Origin of the sequence: Aureimonas sp. ME7 (assembly GCF_903970965.1) — a bacterium.
Lineage (GTDB): Bacteria > Pseudomonadota > Alphaproteobacteria > Rhizobiales > Rhizobiaceae > Aureimonas.
Genome location: NZ_CAJCKW010000001.1, coordinates 230,565 through 247,241 on the forward strand (window position 1 = coordinate 230,565; position 16,677 = coordinate 247,241).

The 16,677-nt window shown below is 68.9% G+C and carries 13 protein-coding genes; 7 read left to right on the forward strand and 6 right to left on the reverse strand.

The window, feature by feature from the left end; translation table 11 throughout:
- Positions 1-116 precede the first annotated feature (116 nt).
- From H7A85_RS01105 to H7A85_RS01130, 6 genes are all read right to left on the reverse strand, one after another.
- On the reverse strand, positions 117-998 hold the full coding sequence (locus tag H7A85_RS01105) for a dihydrodipicolinate synthase family protein (RefSeq protein ID WP_182084039.1): 882 nt from the start codon (positions 996-998) through the stop codon (positions 117-119).
- Positions 999-1,039: 41 nt separating this feature from the next.
- Positions 1,040-2,200: an iron-containing alcohol dehydrogenase gene (locus H7A85_RS01110; RefSeq protein ID WP_182084040.1), complete on the reverse strand. Its 1,161-nt coding sequence runs from the start codon at positions 2,198-2,200 to the stop codon at positions 1,040-1,042.
- Between the two features lie 13 nt (positions 2,201-2,213).
- The gene (pdxA, locus tag H7A85_RS01115; RefSeq protein ID WP_182084041.1) at positions 2,214-3,239 is read right to left on the reverse strand and encodes a 4-hydroxythreonine-4-phosphate dehydrogenase PdxA; all 1,026 of its coding nucleotides are present in this window, start codon (positions 3,237-3,239) and stop codon (positions 2,214-2,216) included.
- A complete protein-coding gene (locus H7A85_RS01120; protein ID WP_182084042.1) occupies positions 3,236-4,357 on the reverse strand; it encodes a four-carbon acid sugar kinase family protein in 1,122 nt (373 codons plus the stop codon). Before H7A85_RS01120 ends, pdxA begins: the two co-directional genes overlap by 4 nt.
- 815 nt (positions 4,358-5,172) lie before the next feature.
- Positions 5,173-5,916, reverse strand: a complete 744-nt coding sequence (locus H7A85_RS01125; protein ID WP_182084043.1) for a FadR/GntR family transcriptional regulator — start codon at positions 5,914-5,916, stop codon at positions 5,173-5,175.
- Positions 5,917-6,007: 91 nt separating this feature from the next.
- On the reverse strand, positions 6,008-7,174 hold the full coding sequence (locus H7A85_RS01130) for an exo-alpha-sialidase (protein ID WP_244630900.1): 1,167 nt from the start codon (positions 7,172-7,174) through the stop codon (positions 6,008-6,010).
- 323 nt (positions 7,175-7,497) lie between these two features.
- Between H7A85_RS01130 and H7A85_RS01135 the strand changes: the two genes are divergently transcribed.
- The 7 genes from H7A85_RS01135 (at position 7,498) to betA (ending at position 16,632) form a co-directional block, all read left to right on the forward strand.
- Complete coding sequence (locus H7A85_RS01135; protein WP_182084045.1) at positions 7,498-9,000, forward strand: ABC transporter substrate-binding protein; 1,503 nt, start codon at positions 7,498-7,500, stop codon at positions 8,998-9,000.
- A gap of 79 nt (positions 9,001-9,079) precedes the next feature.
- Positions 9,080-9,994, forward strand: a complete 915-nt coding sequence (locus H7A85_RS01140) for an ABC transporter permease (protein ID WP_182084046.1) — start codon at positions 9,080-9,082, stop codon at positions 9,992-9,994.
- A 5-nt stretch (positions 9,995-9,999) separates the two neighbouring features.
- Positions 10,000-10,947, forward strand: coding sequence for an ABC transporter permease (locus tag H7A85_RS01145; RefSeq protein WP_182084047.1), 948 nt, complete (start codon positions 10,000-10,002; stop codon positions 10,945-10,947).
- Complete coding sequence (locus H7A85_RS01150) at positions 10,940-12,541, forward strand: ABC transporter ATP-binding protein (RefSeq protein WP_182084048.1); 1,602 nt, start codon at positions 10,940-10,942, stop codon at positions 12,539-12,541. The genes H7A85_RS01145 and H7A85_RS01150 overlap by 8 nt, the downstream gene beginning before the upstream one ends.
- Positions 12,542-12,646: 105 nt before the next feature.
- Positions 12,647-13,375, forward strand: coding sequence for an HAD family hydrolase (locus tag H7A85_RS01155; RefSeq protein WP_182084049.1), 729 nt, complete (start codon positions 12,647-12,649; stop codon positions 13,373-13,375).
- An 88-nt stretch (positions 13,376-13,463) separates the two neighbouring features.
- The gene (gene betB, locus H7A85_RS01160) at positions 13,464-14,936 is read left to right on the forward strand and encodes a betaine-aldehyde dehydrogenase (RefSeq protein WP_182084050.1); all 1,473 of its coding nucleotides are present in this window, start codon (positions 13,464-13,466) and stop codon (positions 14,934-14,936) included.
- Between the two features lie 43 nt (positions 14,937-14,979).
- Complete coding sequence (gene betA, locus H7A85_RS01165) at positions 14,980-16,632, forward strand: choline dehydrogenase (RefSeq protein ID WP_182084051.1); 1,653 nt, start codon at positions 14,980-14,982, stop codon at positions 16,630-16,632.
- The last annotated feature ends 45 nt before the right edge of the window (positions 16,633-16,677 follow it).

The following is a 16,677-nucleotide window of genomic DNA, read 5'->3' on the forward strand; positions in this document are numbered from 1 at the left end:
TCGGCCTCATCGTTGCCGATTCGCCGCCGATGCCGCCGGCATCGACTGCGTTCGGCGCCTCGACCGCGGCGAAAATCCCTCGCCGATCCTCCGCCCGAGACTTTTCGGATGTGCGCTCAGACCAGTTCGTATGCTCGCAGGATCGCGCGGATCTTCTCGTCCTGCGCCGCGTCGGGAAGAAGCGCCGGCTGCCGGCTGGCGCCGACGGAAGCGTCCATCAGGTAGAGCGCGCGCTTCACCAGCGCGGGGGGGTAGCCGAGCGCGTAGAGGTCCTTGCGGAAATTGCCGAAGATCGCCTGCTGGCGGGCCGCTTCCGCCTCGTCGCCGGCGTTGAAGGCGGACAGGATGGCCGCGAGCACGCCCGGCATGACGTTGCCGAGCCCGGAGATGCAGCCGGCCGCCCCGTTTCGGAGCGACCAGTGGACGAGGTGATCGGGCCCGGAATACACGGCAAATCCCGGATGCTCGCGCCCGACGCCGAGATAGGCTTCCAGCGTTTCCTGCGCGCCGCCCGAATCCTTGATGCCGGCGATGTTGCCGTGGCCGGCGAGCCGGGCGGCGGTTTCGGGCTCGATATGGTTCTGGGTGCGGGCCGGGATGTCGTATAGATAGACCGGCGTTTGCACCCCGTCGGCGACGGTGGAGAAGTGGCGGATCAGCCCGTCCTGCGTCGTCTGGATGAAGAAGGGGGTGATTACGGCGATGCCGTCGACGCCGATCCGATCGAACTCGCGTGCGAGTTTCATCGTCTCGAAGGTGGCGGGCATACCGGCATTGACGATGACCTTGGCCACGCCCGCCACCTCGTCCACGACGGCCTCGGTCAGCTGCACCTTCTCTTCGAAGGTGAGGGCCGTGAAGTCGCCGTTGGTGCCCGCGCACATGATGTTGTTGCCGGCCTCGACCTGACGCCGGACCTGGCGGCGCGTCGCCTCGAAGTCCAGGGTCTCGTCGTCGCGAAAGCACGTCACCAGGGCGACGAAGGCGTCTTTGGTCATGGGGCAATCTCCCGGGAAGCGATCGGTCGGCAAGGGAGCCATCAGAGGGCTCGGGTGTAGATCGCCGAGATGTCGTCCTGCGTCATGTCGCGCGGGTTGTTGTCGAGAAGGCGGCGGATGGCATGTGCCTCGCGGGCCATGGCGGGCAGGTCGTCCTCCGGCACGCCGAGCGCCGACAAGCGCATCTCGCAGCCGAGATCGGCGCAGTAGCGATAGGCCGCGTCGAACGCCGCGCCCTCGCCGGGCCCGACCGAGAGACCGAGCGCATCGAGGACGGCGGCGGTCTTTTCGGGCCGCGCGGGCGCGTTGAAGGCGAGCGTATGGGGGAAGACGAGGGCGTTGGCCGCCCCGTGGGCGATGTGGTGGCGCGTGCCGAGCGGATAGGCGACGGCATGGCCCGCCGTGGTGTTGACGGGGCCGAGGCAGAAGCCGCCATAGAGCGAGGCGAGGCAGAGGCCGGCGCGCGCTTCGAGGTCGGACCCGTCGGCGATGGCGCGGGCGAGGAAGCGCCCGACGAGCCGGACACCCTCCAGAGCGTACATGTCGATGAGCGGATGGGCCTTCTTCGACGTGAAGGCCTCGACGCAGTGCGCCATGGCATCGACGCCGCTGGCGGCGGTGACGCCGGCGGGCAGCGTCAGCGTCAGATCGGGGTCGATGATCGCGATGTCGGCCTGGCAGTGGAGGCTTTGGACGGCGAGCTTGTTCTGCGTGGCCGGGTCGGTCACGAGGGCGCGGGTGCCCGCCTCGCTGCCCGTTCCCGCCGTCGTCGGGATCTGGGCGAGGAGGGCGCCCTTGGCGCGCACCTTCTCGGGGCCGACGACTTCGGCGAGCGTCTGCCCCGAGCCGGGCAGAACCGCGACGAGCTTGGCGAGATCCATGGCCGAGCCGCCGCCGAAGCCGATCACGAGTTCGGGCCTCACCGCTTCGGCGATCGCCAGCGCGGCTTCGAGGTTGGGAATGTCCGGCTCGGGCCTCACCTCGCCGAACACCGTGACCTCGCCGGAAAGGTTGAGCGCGGAAACGCGCGCCGCGTTGAAGGCGTCGGCGACGACGAGAATGCGCCGCACGCCCCGCCCGGCCGCCCATTCGCCGATCGTCGCCGCTTGTCCCGATCCGAAGCGGATGACGGCGGGGCGCTGGATCTCGATCGGGGCGGCGAGCGTCGTCGTTTCCACGGCCGGAGTGTGATGCAGGTTCATTGCCCAATCCTCCTCAAAGCGCCCGGGCGCCGGCCAGGCGCTCGGCGTAGTCGATCGCCTCGATGAGGCTGAGCTCGTTGGCAATGCCCTGGCCCGCGATGTCGAAGGCGGTGCCGTGGTCGACCGAGGTGCGCACGATCGGCAGGCCGAGCGTGATGTTGACGCCCGACAGGGCGTCCCAGGTGCCGGTCTCGGGGTTGACGTGGAAGCCGAGAAGCTTGACCGGCACATGGCCCTGGTCGTGATACATCGCGATCACCGCGTCGTACTGGCCGGCGCGCAGCTTGACGAACACCGTGTCGCCGGGGATCGGGCCGACCACGTCGAACCCGTCCGCCACGGCCTTCGCGACAGTGGGCACCGACACCGCGTCGTCCTCGTGCCCGAACAGGCCGCCTTCGCCCGCATGCGGGTTGAGGGCGGCGACCGCGATGCGCCGGCGGGGCAGGCCGAGCGCGCCGAGCGCCTCGTCGGTACGCTCGATCACGAAGCGCAGGCGCTCGGGCGTCAGGCGCGCGGCGACGTCCTTGAGCGCGACATGGGTGGTGAGGTGGCTGACGCGCATCCCGTCATGGGCGAGCATCATCACCGAGCCGCGCGAGCCGGTGAGCTCGGCCAGCATCTCGGTGTGGCCGGCATAGTGGTAGCCGGCCTTGTTGAGCGCTTCCTTGTTGAGAGGAGCGGTGACGATGCCCCCGACGCGCCCGCCCTGCGCCAGACGCACGCCGCGCTCCACCGCCAGATAGGCGAAGCGCCCGGCATCCGCCGACAGAATGCCCGGTCGGATCGGCTCGCCTTCGGGGCCGGCCTGAAGGCAGGCGAGCGCCGGCCAGTCGGCGGCGTCCTCCTCGACCTCGGCAAAGGCGACCGGGTCGCCCAAAGCGTGCGCCGCGCTCTGGAGGGCGGCGTTGGAGCCGATCACCACGAGGCTGAGGTCCCCCGCCTCGATCCGGTCCCGCAACTTGGCGCAGGCCTTGACGATGATCTCCGGGCCGATGCCGGCCGGATCGCCCATGGTGATCGCAAGGGGAAGCTTCATGGGGCTCGAACTCCGAAAGGGCGCCCGCATACGGGCGCCAGAAGGCCTTGAAGGAAGTCCGGCGCGCCGAAGGCACCGGATTTGGAAAGGGTGAGCGTGCCGTCCCAGCGCCCGCCGACGAGGCGCGAGCGGGCGATGCCGGGCGCGACCTCGCCCGCGACGTCCAGCCGATCGACGCCCAGTCCCTCGCAGAGCGAGCGCAGCGTTTCCCCGCCCGCGACGACCAGGGTTCCGGGGGCGTCGAGGCGAAGGGCGAGGGCATCGAACCGCTCAGCGATCCGACGCGCCGCCGCTCCGCGATCCGTACCAGGCGGCAGCGCCACGGTGACGAAGGCGGCGCCGCGTTCGGCGAGGCGACGCGCCAGCGCATCGACCCCGTCGTGGTCCTCCTCGCCGAGTTCCAAGCGATGGTCGGCGACGGCGCCGAGCTGCCCGAGCATCACCGGATGATCGGTGCCGAACAGCCCGAGAAGCGGAGCGGCGATATCGATGCCGGAGGCGGAGGGCGATGCGCCCCGGCGGCGTGCCAGCGCGCCGGCAAGACCCGCGCTGCCGACCCAGAGCACGTCGTCGAGATCGATGCCGACGATGCCGTCGAGATCGGCGTCGGTCTCGGCGTCGAAAAGGGTGATGCCGGGTTCGATCGGCACGCCGGTCGCGGTGCGGCGCACGCGATGTCCGAACGCTTCGAGACGCGCGCCCAGATCTCCGGCGAGCGGTTCAAACGCGCCGTCCGGGCCGCTAAGACCCTGCCGGCCGCCGCGCGTCAGGCGGCCTTGCGCGGGGAAGGCGGGGGCGACGACGCAGTGACGGAAGGGCCGCTCGCGTAGGATCGCGTCGATCTCCTCGGCTTCCGAGCCGCGCAGGAGGCTGTCGATCTTCTTGAAGGCGAGGGCGTCGGACTGCGAGAAGAAGGGTCCTGCAAGTCGTCGAACGATGTCGGCCGCCGATGCCGCCGAGACTTCGCGGGTTCCGGTGTCGAGGGCGAGGGCCCCCGGTCGACCTGCCAGAGCGCTCCGCCAGCCGACCGGAACCGGCATCGACGGGCTTGCGAACGCCGCGGCGCTGTCCAGAGCACCTGTCAGGTCGTCAGCCATGAGGCGGAGGGAGGGGAACATCGCAGAACGTGGAGAAATGGATCGATCAAACGCGGGAAGCTAAACAACTTGCCTAAAACATGTCAACATGTCATTTGATGCTTGGTCTCGTTGAGCTTGGTCCCGCCGCATCGGCGGCTGGGTGGGTGGCGAGCCCTTTGGATTCGGCCGTTTCGCTTCCAAGATCGCTCCGCTTCCTCGGAAGCCGGTCCCGACACCCCTTCGAAATCAGTCCTTCCGGGGGGGCGTCGACTGGGTGTGTCGTGAAACGCAAGCCTGGAGATCGCCGTCCCTCGGCACGACGGATCTCCGTCGGCGCCACGCGAAAGGCAGGGGCGAAACGGGGTAGGGACGTCCCGTGCCGATATCCCGTGCGATGGGACGTTCTCTTCAGGGTCGATCCGTCGGGTGAGCCCTACCTCGCTCCGTTCGCCTCCGGCCTTGTTTCGCCGAGCATCCGGTTCGCTCGCAAGCCTTATGGAGCCAGCATATGGGGCGATCGGATTGCCCGGCCGCGAAGCTGGAGCGAGGGTTCCGTCGAGGAGTGAAAGCTCGGCATGCTCGGCGCTCGGTTCGCCGCTCCCGTTCCGAAGGCCGTGTCCGACTCTTTCCGGCAGCGAAGGTCCCTGCCGCATCCCGAAAGGGTGGGGCGAACGGGATTGGAGGCCCTTCGACAAGGCGGCGTCTCCGCTCGCGAGAACGATGCAGGGCGCGAGGAGGGCGCGATGGCGTCGCATCGTGACCGACGAGCAACGCTGCGGCGGAGCGAAAGCGCCCCGACGCGGAGCAGGCGTCCGCAGGACGATGACGACTCTTCGACCCGGCCGGAAAACGCTCTAGAGCGACAGGTCGAGAAGGCGTCCTTCGAACAGGCGTTCCAGCGAGCCCTTGAGATGGGCGTGCATGCGGGTGGAGGCCGCGACCTCGTCGCCCGTGCGGATCGCCTCGAAGATGCCGGTGTGCTCGGCGAACACGCGCTGGAGCCCAGGGGTCGGGCCCATCAGCGTCAGCCCGTGCAGCTTCATGCCGACGGCGATGTGCTCGCGCAGCGCCTGAAGGGCCGACAGGTGGTAGTGGTTGTTGGCCGCCTTGGCGACGGAGATGTGGAAGGCGAAGTCGGCGTCCTCGCGGTGGCGGTGCTGGCGGGTCGCGTCGTCCATCATGGCGAGTGCCGCCTCGATGCGCGCCAGCGCCTCGTCGTTGCGCCGGCGCGCCGCATAGGCCGCCGCTTCCGGCTCGATCGTCAGGCGGAACTCGTAGCAGCGCTGGATGTCGGCGATGGTTTCCACCGGCGCGAAACCGAGCTGCTGGACCGCCGGCGCGCCCCGAGCCGGCCGTGCGAAGGAGCCCGCGCCGCGCCGCGAGTAGACAAGGCCCTCGCCGCGCAGGCGCTCCAGCGCCTCGCGCACGATCGGACGCGACACGTCGAACTGGGCGGCAAGGTCGTATTCCCCCGGCAGTCGTTCGTCGGCGCCGTAGACCCCCGTTCCGATCCGCTCCTTCAGCGCCTCGTAGACGCGCTCCGAAAGGGGGCTCGCGGGCGCCGGACGCGCCACGACCTCTTCGGCACTCGGCTTCATGCGGGTTCGTCCTTTCGAGTTGCGGGGAGGCCAAGATGACAGGAAAGCCGGGGGCAGAAAAGCTCGGGAGCCCTTCCGCCGCCCGGAGGCGTCACCGGGCGCCGGGCTCGGGGGTGCCGGACTGGGCGGCGAGCCAGCCGGGCGCAAGGCGCACGTGCCGGATCGCCCGCCGCTTGTAGGTGAAGGCGATATGGATCGTCCCGTCCGGGGCTTCCAGAAGCACGGGATAGGACAGTTCCTCGTTCCGCCCGTCCCCCGAATCGTTGGATAGGCACGCGCCGGACGAATCGGCGATCACATGGCGCTCGGAGAACGTCCGCCCCTCGTCTGTGGACAGGCAAAGGGCGAGCGGAGCGCGCGGAACGCCCCAGATCGGCGAGCAGCCGCCCTCGGCATCCGGACGCGTGTCCGCCTCGCCGAGCTCGTCGTAGAGCGACCGGCGGCGGTCGGCGGAGGTGGTCGCCGAACTCGGATTGCACACCATGGCGATGCGCCCATCACGCAGGCGCACGACGCCGATGGAGGAATTGTTGTTGGGAACGTCCGTCGGCCGGGGCGCATCCCAGGTTCGCCCGCCGTCGAGGCTTTGCGAGCGATACACGAAATCGGCCTGCCGACGGCGATAGAAGGCGACCATGCGCTCGCCCCCGAGCGGCACGATCGTCATGTGGACGCAGCCGATCGAGCCGGGAACTTGCATGAGATCCCAGGTGCGACCACCGTCCGTCGTGGTCGCCACGCCCGCCGTGTCGTGGCTCCCGGTCCAGCGCATGCCCGCCGGCGCGATGCAGCGAAACACCGGCAGAAGCCATGCGCCGTCGCCCCGCTCGACGAGCGGCGCGCGCACGAATGTGCCGCGCGGCAGCGGCAGAAGCTCCGGCTCGCCGCCCGCGATCCGCCCGTGCGGCGAGGTGAGCGCGCGCCGCCGCAGCACGCACTCGTCCTGGTTTCCCGACACCTGGGCGGTGTGGATCAGCATCAGGACGCCGTTTCGATCCTTGAACAGGACGGGGTTCTGTTCGGAGCGCTCCGGATCGTTCGACAGGGCCACGGCCTCGGACCAGCGCGCGGTGCCGGGCGCCAGGCTCGACAGGTGGATCGAAATGTCGGACTTGCCTTCCAGCGTGCCGCCGAACCAGGCGCAGAGCAGCGTCCCGTCCGCCATGAGCTTCAGAAAGGCCGCGTGGTTCTGGATCATCGGCGAGGGGATGAGGGCGTCGGAGCGCAGCCCCTCCTCGCGGGACAGCTCGCCCGTCATGCCCTTGGCGATATCCTCGATCGCGGCCTTCGCATCCAGCAGCGCGCCCATGGTCGATCTCCCTCGTTCGAAATCTCCCGAACTTCGCTTCACCTTATAAAATATGTCAAGTTGTTGTGCGACGGAGTGCCTATTTCACGCTCCGCTGCGGAGGAAAAGGCTGGGATATGGAGCAATCGGATGGCATCGTGCTCATGCCATGTTGACAACTTTTCGTCCCGGCGACATCCTTTGCCCGATACAGGTTCCGCGTCCCGTCCGATCCGCCCCGAAACGGGGAGCGCGGCGGCCGCAACGCCCGCGCAACGATTTGGGAGGATCGCATGAAAGGCCTATCGCTCGCCTTCGCCGCCTTGCTGGCGACCACTGCCGGCGCCTTCGCGCAAGGCTCGACCGACATCACCGTGGTGCTCGACGAGGAGCTCGATCTCGTCGAGCCCTGCATGGCGACGCGCTCCAATATCGGCCGCGTGATCCTGCAGAACATCTCCGAAACGCTGACCGAGCTCGATACGAAGAACGGCGGCGCGGTGGCCGGGCGGCTGGCCGAAAGCTGGGAGGACCGGGGCGAGGGCACCTGGCGGTTCAAGCTGCGCGAGGGGGTCAAGTTCTCCGACGGAACCGCTTTCGACGCCGCCGACGTGAAGCACTCGCTGGAGCGCGCCACGAGCCCGAAGATCGCCTGCGAAAGCTCGCGCTACTTCGGCGACACCAAGCTGTCGGCCACCGTGGTCGATCCCGGCACGATCGACATCAAGGCCGAGCCGCCGCAGCCGATCCTGCCGCTTCTCATGTCGGTGCTGACGATCGTGCCGGAGGAAACCCCGGTCGAGTTCACCCGCCAGCCGGTCGGCACGGGCCCCTATGTCCTGTCGCAGTGGAACCCGGGGCAGAACATCGTCCTGACGCGGCGCGACGACTACTGGGGCGAGGCGCCGAAGGTCACCAAGTCGACCTACGTGTTCCGCTCCGATTCGGCCGTGCGCGCGGCCATGGTGCAGGCGGGCGAGGCGGATCTCGCACCCTCCATCTCGGTGCTGGAGGCGACCAATCCGGCGACCGACTTCTCCTATCCGAACTCCGAGACCATGTATCTGCGGATCGACACCTCGATCCCGCCGATGAACGACAAGCGCGTGCGTCAGGCGCTCAACATGGCGATCGACCGCACCGCCTTCATCGGCTCGCTGCTGCCGGAGGGCACGGAGCCGGCCGTCGCCATCGTGCCGCCGACGACGCTCGGCTGGAACAAGGACGTGCATGTTCCCGCCTACGACGTGGAAGGGGCCAAGGCACTCCTCGAGGCGGCGCGCGCCGACGGCGTTCCGGTGGACACCCCGATCGAGCTGATCGGGCGCACCAACAACTACCCCAACGCCACGGAGGTCAACGAGGCCATCCAGGCGATGCTCCAGGATGCCGGCTTCAACGTCCAGCTGCGCATGCTGGAAGTCGCCGAACAGGAGCGCCTCTACTCCAAGCCCTACCAGGAAGGGCGCGGCGTCCAGCTCCTGTCGGTGCTGCACGACAACGCCAAGGGCGACCCGGTCTTCTCGGCCTTCTTCAAGTATCATTCGGACGGACGCCAGTCCGGCATTTCCGACCCGAAGACGGACGACCTGATCACCCGCGCAAGCGCCGCCACCGGCGAGGAGCGCGCCAAGCTCTGGTCCGAACTCTTCGCCCATGTGCACGACGACGTCGTCGCCGACGTTCTCCTGTTCCACATGGTCGGCTTCGCACGCGTTGCCGAGCGGCTCGACTTCCGCCCCTCGATCGCCACCAACTCGCAGCTCCAGTTGTCCGAGATCGGCTTCAAGCCCTGAAGGCTGCCGCTCGAGCGCCCCGCCCCGATGCGGGCGGGGCGCTTTCGTTCTTTCCGCCCCAAGCCTTCCAGAGGTCGCCATGCTTCGCTTCGTCAGCCGGCGGGTTCTCGCCAGCTTCGTCTCGCTTCTCGGCCTCGTGGTCATGGTGTTCTTCCTGTCGCGCCTGACGGGAGACCCGACCGACCTGTTCCTGCCCATCGACGCGACGGAAGCGATGCGCGAGCAGTTCCGCGCCATCCACGGGCTGAACGATCCGCTCGTCGTCCAGTTCGGTCGATACGTGTGGGATCTCCTCCATCTCGACTTCGGCGACTCGATCCGGCGCGCGCGCCCGGCGATCGACGTCGTCCTGGAAGCCTTCGCCTGGACCTTCCAACTCGCCGTCATCACCATGGCGCTCGTCGCGGTCTCGGCGACGGTGATGGGCTCGCTCGCCGCCTTCTGGGTCGGGCGCCCGTTCGACCGGGTCGTCACCTTCGTGTCGCTGGTCGGCGCCTCGGCGCCCGATTTCTGGATCGCGATCGTCGCGATCGTCCTGTTCTCGATCAATCTCGGGCTCCTGCCGACCTCGGGCACCGGCGGGTGGCAGTTCTGGATCCTGCCCGTCGCCGTTCTCTTCATCCGCCCCTTCGGGCTGATCGTGCAGGTGGTGCGCGGCTCGATGATCTCGGCCCTGTCGTCCCCTTACGTGAAGACGGCGCGGGCCAAGGGCGTCAGGAACCGGCCGATCATCTTCGTCCACACGCTGCGCAACGCGATGCTGCCCGTCGTCACCGTGATGGGCGACCAGGCCGCCGCGCTTTTGAACGGCGCCGTGGTGGTGGAAACGATCTTCGGCTTTCCGGGCGTCGGCAAGCTGATGATCGACGCGATCCTGCAGCGCGACTTCAACGTGATCCTGGCCGCGATCATGGTCACGGCGCTCGCGATCTTCGTCATGAACCTTCTGATCGACCTCGCCTATCTCCTGCTCGATCCCCGGATCAGGACCTGAGGACCATGGCCGCTTCCCCGCTTCCCGCCGCCGCTCCGCTCGCCGGCGACGCCGCCCCGATTCTGCCTGAGCGCCCGGCGTTCCAGCGCTTCGCCGCCATGCTCTGGCGCGATAAGGTCGCCCTCGGTGCGGCGCTCGTCCTGGTCCTCGTCGTGTTCTGCGCCCTGTTCGGGCCCGCGCTCCTCGGCGAGGCCGCCACCAAGCAGAACCTTCGCGGGCGCAACCTCGCGCCCTTCACCCTCGATCAGGGCTGGCTCTTCGTCCTGGGCGCCGACCAGCTCGGCCGCTCGCTCTTCGCGCGCATCGTGGTCGCCGCGCAGAACACGATGATGGTGGCCGCCGGCGCGGTTTTCTGCTCCGCCCTCATCGGCACTGTGCTCGGCCTCTTCGCCGGCTACGGGGGCAAGAGGACGGGCGAGACGATCGCGCGGCTCGCCGACGTCATCATGTCCTTCCCCTCGCTGCTTCTGGCGGTGATCGTCCTCTACGTTCTCAGCCCTTCCGTCCTGAACCTCGTCGTGGTCCTGGCGATCACGCGCATCCCCGTCTATCTCCGCACGACGCGGGCCGAGATTCTGGAGCTGCGCGAGCGCATGTTCGTGCAGGCGGCCAAGGTCATGGGCGCGAGCCACCGGCGCATCATGTTCCGGCACATCCTGCCGATGGTGCTGCCGACGCTTCTCACCATCGCCACGCTCGACTTCGCCTTCGTGATGCTGGCCGAAAGCTCGCTGTCGTTCCTCGGCATCGGCATCCAGCCGCCCGAGATCACCTGGGGTCTGATGGTGTCCCAGGGGCGGCCCTACCTCAACAACGCCTGGTGGCTGGCCTTCTGGCCGGGGCTGGCGATCATCCTGACCACCATGTCGCTGAACCTCCTGTCGGGCTGGATGCGCATCGCGCTCGATCCCGTGCAGCGCTGGCGCCTGGAAGGGGGCAAGACCCGTGGCTGATCCGCTCCTCGAGGTCCGGGACCTCGCCGTCACCTTCCACACCGCGAACGGGCCGGTGGAAGCGGTCAAGGGCATCTCCTACCAGCTGGGGCGCGGCGAGGCGCTGGCGGTGCTCGGCGAAAGCGGCTCGGGCAAGTCGGTCTCGGCCTCCGCGATCATGAATCTCCTGGACATGCCGCCGGCCGAGATCGTGCGCGGGCGCATCCTCCTCGACGGGCGCGACCTCCTCGATTTGAGCGACGAGGAGCGCCGGCGGATCAACGGCGCCAGGATCGCGATGATCTTCCAGGATCCGCTCGCCCATCTCAATCCGGTCTATCCCGTCGGCTGGCAGATCGCCGAGACGATGACCGCGCACGGCCGCCCGCGCGCCGAAGCGCAGGCGCGCGCCCTGGAGCTCGTGCGCCGCGTCGGCCTGCCCGAGCCGGAGGCCGCGCTCGCCAAGTATCCCCATCAGTTCTCCGGCGGCCAGCGCCAGCGCCTGATGATCGCGATGGCGCTGGCGCTCAAGCCCGACATCCTGATCGCCGACGAGCCGACCACCGCGCTCGACGTCACCGTGCAGGCCGAGATCCTGAAGCTCCTGAAAGAGCTGCAGGCCGAGACCGGCATGGGCCTTCTCCTGATCACGCACGATCTCGGCGTCGTCGCCGAGATCGCCGACCGCGTCGTCGTCATGAACCGGGGCGAGATCGTCGAAACGGGTCGCGTCGCCGAGGTCTACGCCGACCCCCGGCATCCCTATACCGCCAAGCTTCTCGCCGCCGCGCCCGGCAAGGGCGCGATGCACGAGCCGGATGCCGCCGGCGAGCCGCTTCTCAAGGTTCGCGGCGTATCGAAGCTCTACGGCCGGTTCACCGGCCTTCACGAGGCCTCGTTCGATCTCATGGCCGGCGAAACGCTGGCGGTGGTGGGCGAAAGCGGCTCGGGTAAGTCGACGCTCGCCAAGGTGCTGATGCGCCTCGAAGACGCCAATTCCGGCACCGCACACTACAAGGGACGCGACATCATCGCCATGTCGCCGAAGGCGCTCGCCGGCATCCGCCGAGAGATCCAGATGGTGTTCCAGGACCCGACCCAGTCGCTCAACCCGCGGATGTCGGTGTTCGACCTCATCTCGGAAGCCTGGGTGATCCATCCCGAGATCCTGCCCAAGGCCCGCTGGCGCGAGCGCGTCGCCGAACTTCTGACGGAAGTCGGCCTCGCGCCTGAGCACATGCGCCGCTACCCCCACCAGTTCTCCGGCGGCCAGCGCCAGCGCATCGCCATCGCCCGCGCCCTGGCGCTCGAACCCGACCTCATCGTCTGCGACGAGGCGGTGTCGGCGCTCGACGTCTCCGTCCAGGCGCAGGTCGTCGCCCTTCTCGACCGGCTGCGCCGCGAGCGCGGCATCGCCTTCCTGTTCATCGCCCACGACCTCGCGCTGGTGCGCGACTTCGCCGACCATGTGATGGTGATGAAGGGCGGGCGCATCGTCGAGAAGGGCACCGTGCGGCAGGTCTTCGAGGCGCCGCGCGAGGCCTATACCCGCGCGCTCCTCGCCGCCGGATCGCACGCGGTGCCGGAGCCGGAAGGCATCGCCGCCGCCCTTTAGGGGGCTTCGGCGGGGAAACGCCCGTCGCGGCCCGTCGCGGCGCGCGCGGATCTCGGCTACATCGTTTCGCCATGGCCGACGGCTGAGGACGAAGAAGCCCTTTCGATGACGATGTTTCCCCTCGATGCGATCGAGGCCGTCCTGTTCGACAAGGACGGCACGCTGATCGACTATCACCGGTCCTGGGAGCCGACGAACCGCCGCGCGGCCAAACTCGCCGCACGGGGCGACGAGGCCCTGGAGCGCCGGCTCCTCCAACTCGGCGGCACCGATCCCGAAACCGGCGTCACCCGCGCCGGTAGCCTCCTGGCGGCCGGCAACACCAGCGAGATCGCCGATGCTTTCATCGCGGCCGGAAGCCTGTTCGAGCCCGGCGATCTCGTGGCCCGACTCGACGCGCTCTTCATCGCGGCAGCCGATGACGCCGTGCCGGTCACCGATCTCGCGGCCCTGTTCGCGGCGCTTGCCGGCCGCGGGCTGGCGATCGGCATCGCCTCCAGCGACAGCGAGGCCGCGATCCGCCGGCTCCTCCATCTCACCGGCGCCGAGCCCTTCGTCGGCTTCGTCGCCGGCTACGACAGCGGCCACGGAGCCAAGCCCGGCCCCGGAATGCTCATCGGCTTCTCGCGAAGCATCGGCGTCGCGCCGGAGCGGATCGCCGTGGTCGGCGACAATCTTCATGATATGGAGATGGGGCGGGCCGGCGGCGCGGGCTTGCGGATCGGCGTCCTGACGGGCACGAGCACCGCGGAAGACCTGATGCCCACCGCCGACCTTTGTCTGCCGAGCGTCGTCGAACTGGCCGAGCGGTTGGCAGGCCGGTCGGCGGCGTGAACGGAGCGGCCCCGGCAGCGCTTCCGCGCCGGCCGAAACCGGGGCATGAAGGGTGGAAGACCCGCCTCACCAGGAAAGACGATTACCGATGTCGCCACGCTTCGAAGCCCCCTCCTATATCCACGGCCAGCGCTTCGAGCCGGCTGGCGGGCAGCCGTTCCGGAGCGTGAATCCGGCGACGGGCGAGGTGCTGGCCGAGGCGCGGGGCGCCGGGGCGGCGGAGGTCGAGCGCGCGATCGAGAGCGCGGGCGAGGCGCAGCGCGAATGGGCGGCGATGACGCCGGTCGAGCGGGGGCGCATCCTGAACCGGGCGGTGGCGATCCTGCGCGAGCGCAACGACGAACTGGCTCATCTGGAAACGCTGGACACCGGCAAGCCGATCTCCGAAACGGGAAGCGTCGACATCGCGACCGGGGCGGATGTCCTCGAATACTACGCGGGTCTGGCGCCGGCGATCGAGGGCGTGCAGGTGCCCTTGCGCGAGACGAGCTTCTTCTACACGCGCCGCGAGCCGCTGGGGCTGGTCGCCTCGATCGGCGCCTGGAACTATCCCATCCAGATCGCCCTGTGGAAGTCGGCCCCGGCCTTGGCGGCCGGCAACGCCGTGATCTTCAAGCCGAGCGAGGTGACGCCGCTCACCGCCGTGGCGCTCGCCGAGATCTACCGCCAAGCCGGCCTGCCGGCGGGCGCCTTCAACGTCCTCCAGGGGCCGGGCGCCGACGTCGGGAAGCTTTTGACGGGCGACCCGAGGATCGACAAAGTGTCGTTCACCGGCAGCGTCGCCACGGGCAAGGCGGTGATGGCGAATGCCGCCGCCTCGAGCCTGAAGGAGGTGACGATGGAGCTCGGCGGCAAGTCGCCGCTCCTGATCCTGCCCGACGCCGATCTCGACCGCGCCGCCGACATTGCGATGATGGCCAACTTCTACAGCTCCGGCCAGGTCTGCACCAACGGCACGCGCGTCTTCGTGCCGAGCACCCTGAAGGCCGCGCTGGAGGACAAGCTTCTGGAGCGCGTTGCGCGCATGCGCATCGGCGATCCGCTGGACCCTTCGGTGAACTTCGGACCGCTCGTCAGCTTTGCGCATATGGAGCGCGTGCTGGGCTTCATCGAGGCGGGCAAGCGGGAGGGCGCCACGGTTCTGACCGGCGGTCATCGCCTGGGCGGCGAGCCGTTCGATCGCGGCGCCTTCGTCGCGCCCACCATCTTCACCGACTGCCGCGACGAGATGACGATCGCGCGCGAGGAGATCTTCGGGCCCGTCCTGTCCATTCTCGCCTATGACGAGATCGAGGACGCGGTGAGGCGCGCCAATGCCGGTCCGTTCGGGCTGGCGGCGGGTGTCGTGTCGCGCGATCTGGCGCTCGCGCACCGCATCGTCCATCGTTTGGAGGCGGGCATCTGCTGGATCAACACCTGGGGCGAGTCGCCGGCCCAGATGCCGGTCGGCGGCTTCAAGCAGTCCGGCGTCGGGCGCGAGAACGGCATCCCGACGCTTCTCGCCTATACGCAGGTGAAGTCGGTCCAGGTCGAACTCGCCCCATTCGCCTCCGTGTTCTGAAGCCAGAACGCCCGCCCCTTTCCGCCAACGACGGTTCGAGCCCATGACTTCGAGGGAGTACGACTACATCATCGTCGGGGCCGGCTCGGCCGGCAACGTGCTGGCCGCCCGGCTGACGGAGGACCCCGGCACCACCGTCCTGCTTCTCGAAGCGGGTGGGCCGGACTTTCGCATGGACTTCCGCACCCAGATGCCGGCGGCGCTCGCCTATCCCCTGCAGGGCCGGCGCTACAACTGGGCCTATCTCACCGATCCCGAGCCGCACATGAACAACCGGCGCATGGAATGCGGCCGGGGCAAGGGGCTCGGCGGCTCCTCGCTGATCAACGGCATGTGCTACATCCGCGGCAACGCGCTCGACTACGACGGCTGGGCCGAAATGCCGGGCCTGTCCGACTGGAGCTATCTCGACTGCCTTCCCTATTTCAAGAAGGCGGAAACGCGCGACATCGGGGCCGACGACTACCACGGCGACGACGGGCCGATCCGCGTCACGACGCCGAAATCCGGCAACAACGAGCTTTTCGCCGCCATGGTCGAGGCCGGGGTCGAGGCGGGTTATCCGCGCACCGACGATCTCAACGGCTACCGGCAGGAAGGCTTCGGCCCGATGGACCGGACGGTGACGCCGCAGGGGCGCCGCTCCTCCACGGCGCGCGGCTATCTCGACACGGCGCGCGGACGCGCGAACCTGACGATCGTCACCTATGCGCTGGCCGACCGCATCCTGTTTTCGGGCCGGCGCGCGGTGGGCGTGTCCTGGTTTCGGGGGACGGAACGGGAGGAGGCGCAGGCCGCGCGCGAGGTGGTGGTGTCCAGCGGGGCGATCGCCTCGCCCCAGCTTCTCCAAAGGTCGGGCGTCGGGCCGGCGCCGCTCCTGCGCGAGCTGGAGATCCCGGTGGTCGCCGACGTGCCGGGCGTCGGCGAGAACCTCCAGGACCATCTGGAGCTCTACATCCAGTATCACTGCACCAAGCCGGTCTCGCTGGCGCCGACGCTGAAGCGCCTCAACCAGCCGGCGATCGGCGCCGAATGGATGCTGCGCGGCACCGGGGTCGGGGCGAGCAACCAGTTCGAGGCCGGCGGCTTCATCCGCTCCGAGGACGCGTTCGCCTGGCCCAATATCCAGTATCATTTCCTGCCCGTCGCGGTGAGCTACAACGGTCGCAACGCGGTGGACGACCACGGCTTCCAGATGCATGTCGGCTCCATGCGCTCGCCGAGCCGGGGCAGGGTGCGCCTCCTCTCGCGCGACCCGCGCGAGCACCCCGGCATCCTCTTCAACTACATGTCGCACGAGCAGGACTGGCGCGAATTCCGATCCGCGATCCGCATCAGCCGCGAGATCGTGGCGCAGAAGGCGCTAGACCTCTATCGCGGCGAGGAAATCTCGCCCGGCCGCGACCTCCAGACCGACGACGAGCTCGACGCCTTCGTGCGCGCGCATGGCGAAACCGCCTATCACCCATCCTGCTCCAACCGGATGGGCGAGGACGACATGGCGGTGGTGGATGGGAGCGGCCGGGTGCACACCCTGGAGGCCCTGCGCGTCGTGGATGCCTCGATCATGCCGATCATCGTGACGGGAAACCTCAACGCCCCGACGATCATGATGGCCGAAAAGATCGCCGACCGGATGCGCGGGCGCTCGGCCCTGCCGCGCGCCGACGTGCCCTATTACGTGGCGGGCCGGTAGGGGCCGTGCTCAAGCCGCTCTCAACAAAACGGGAGCGGCGTTGCC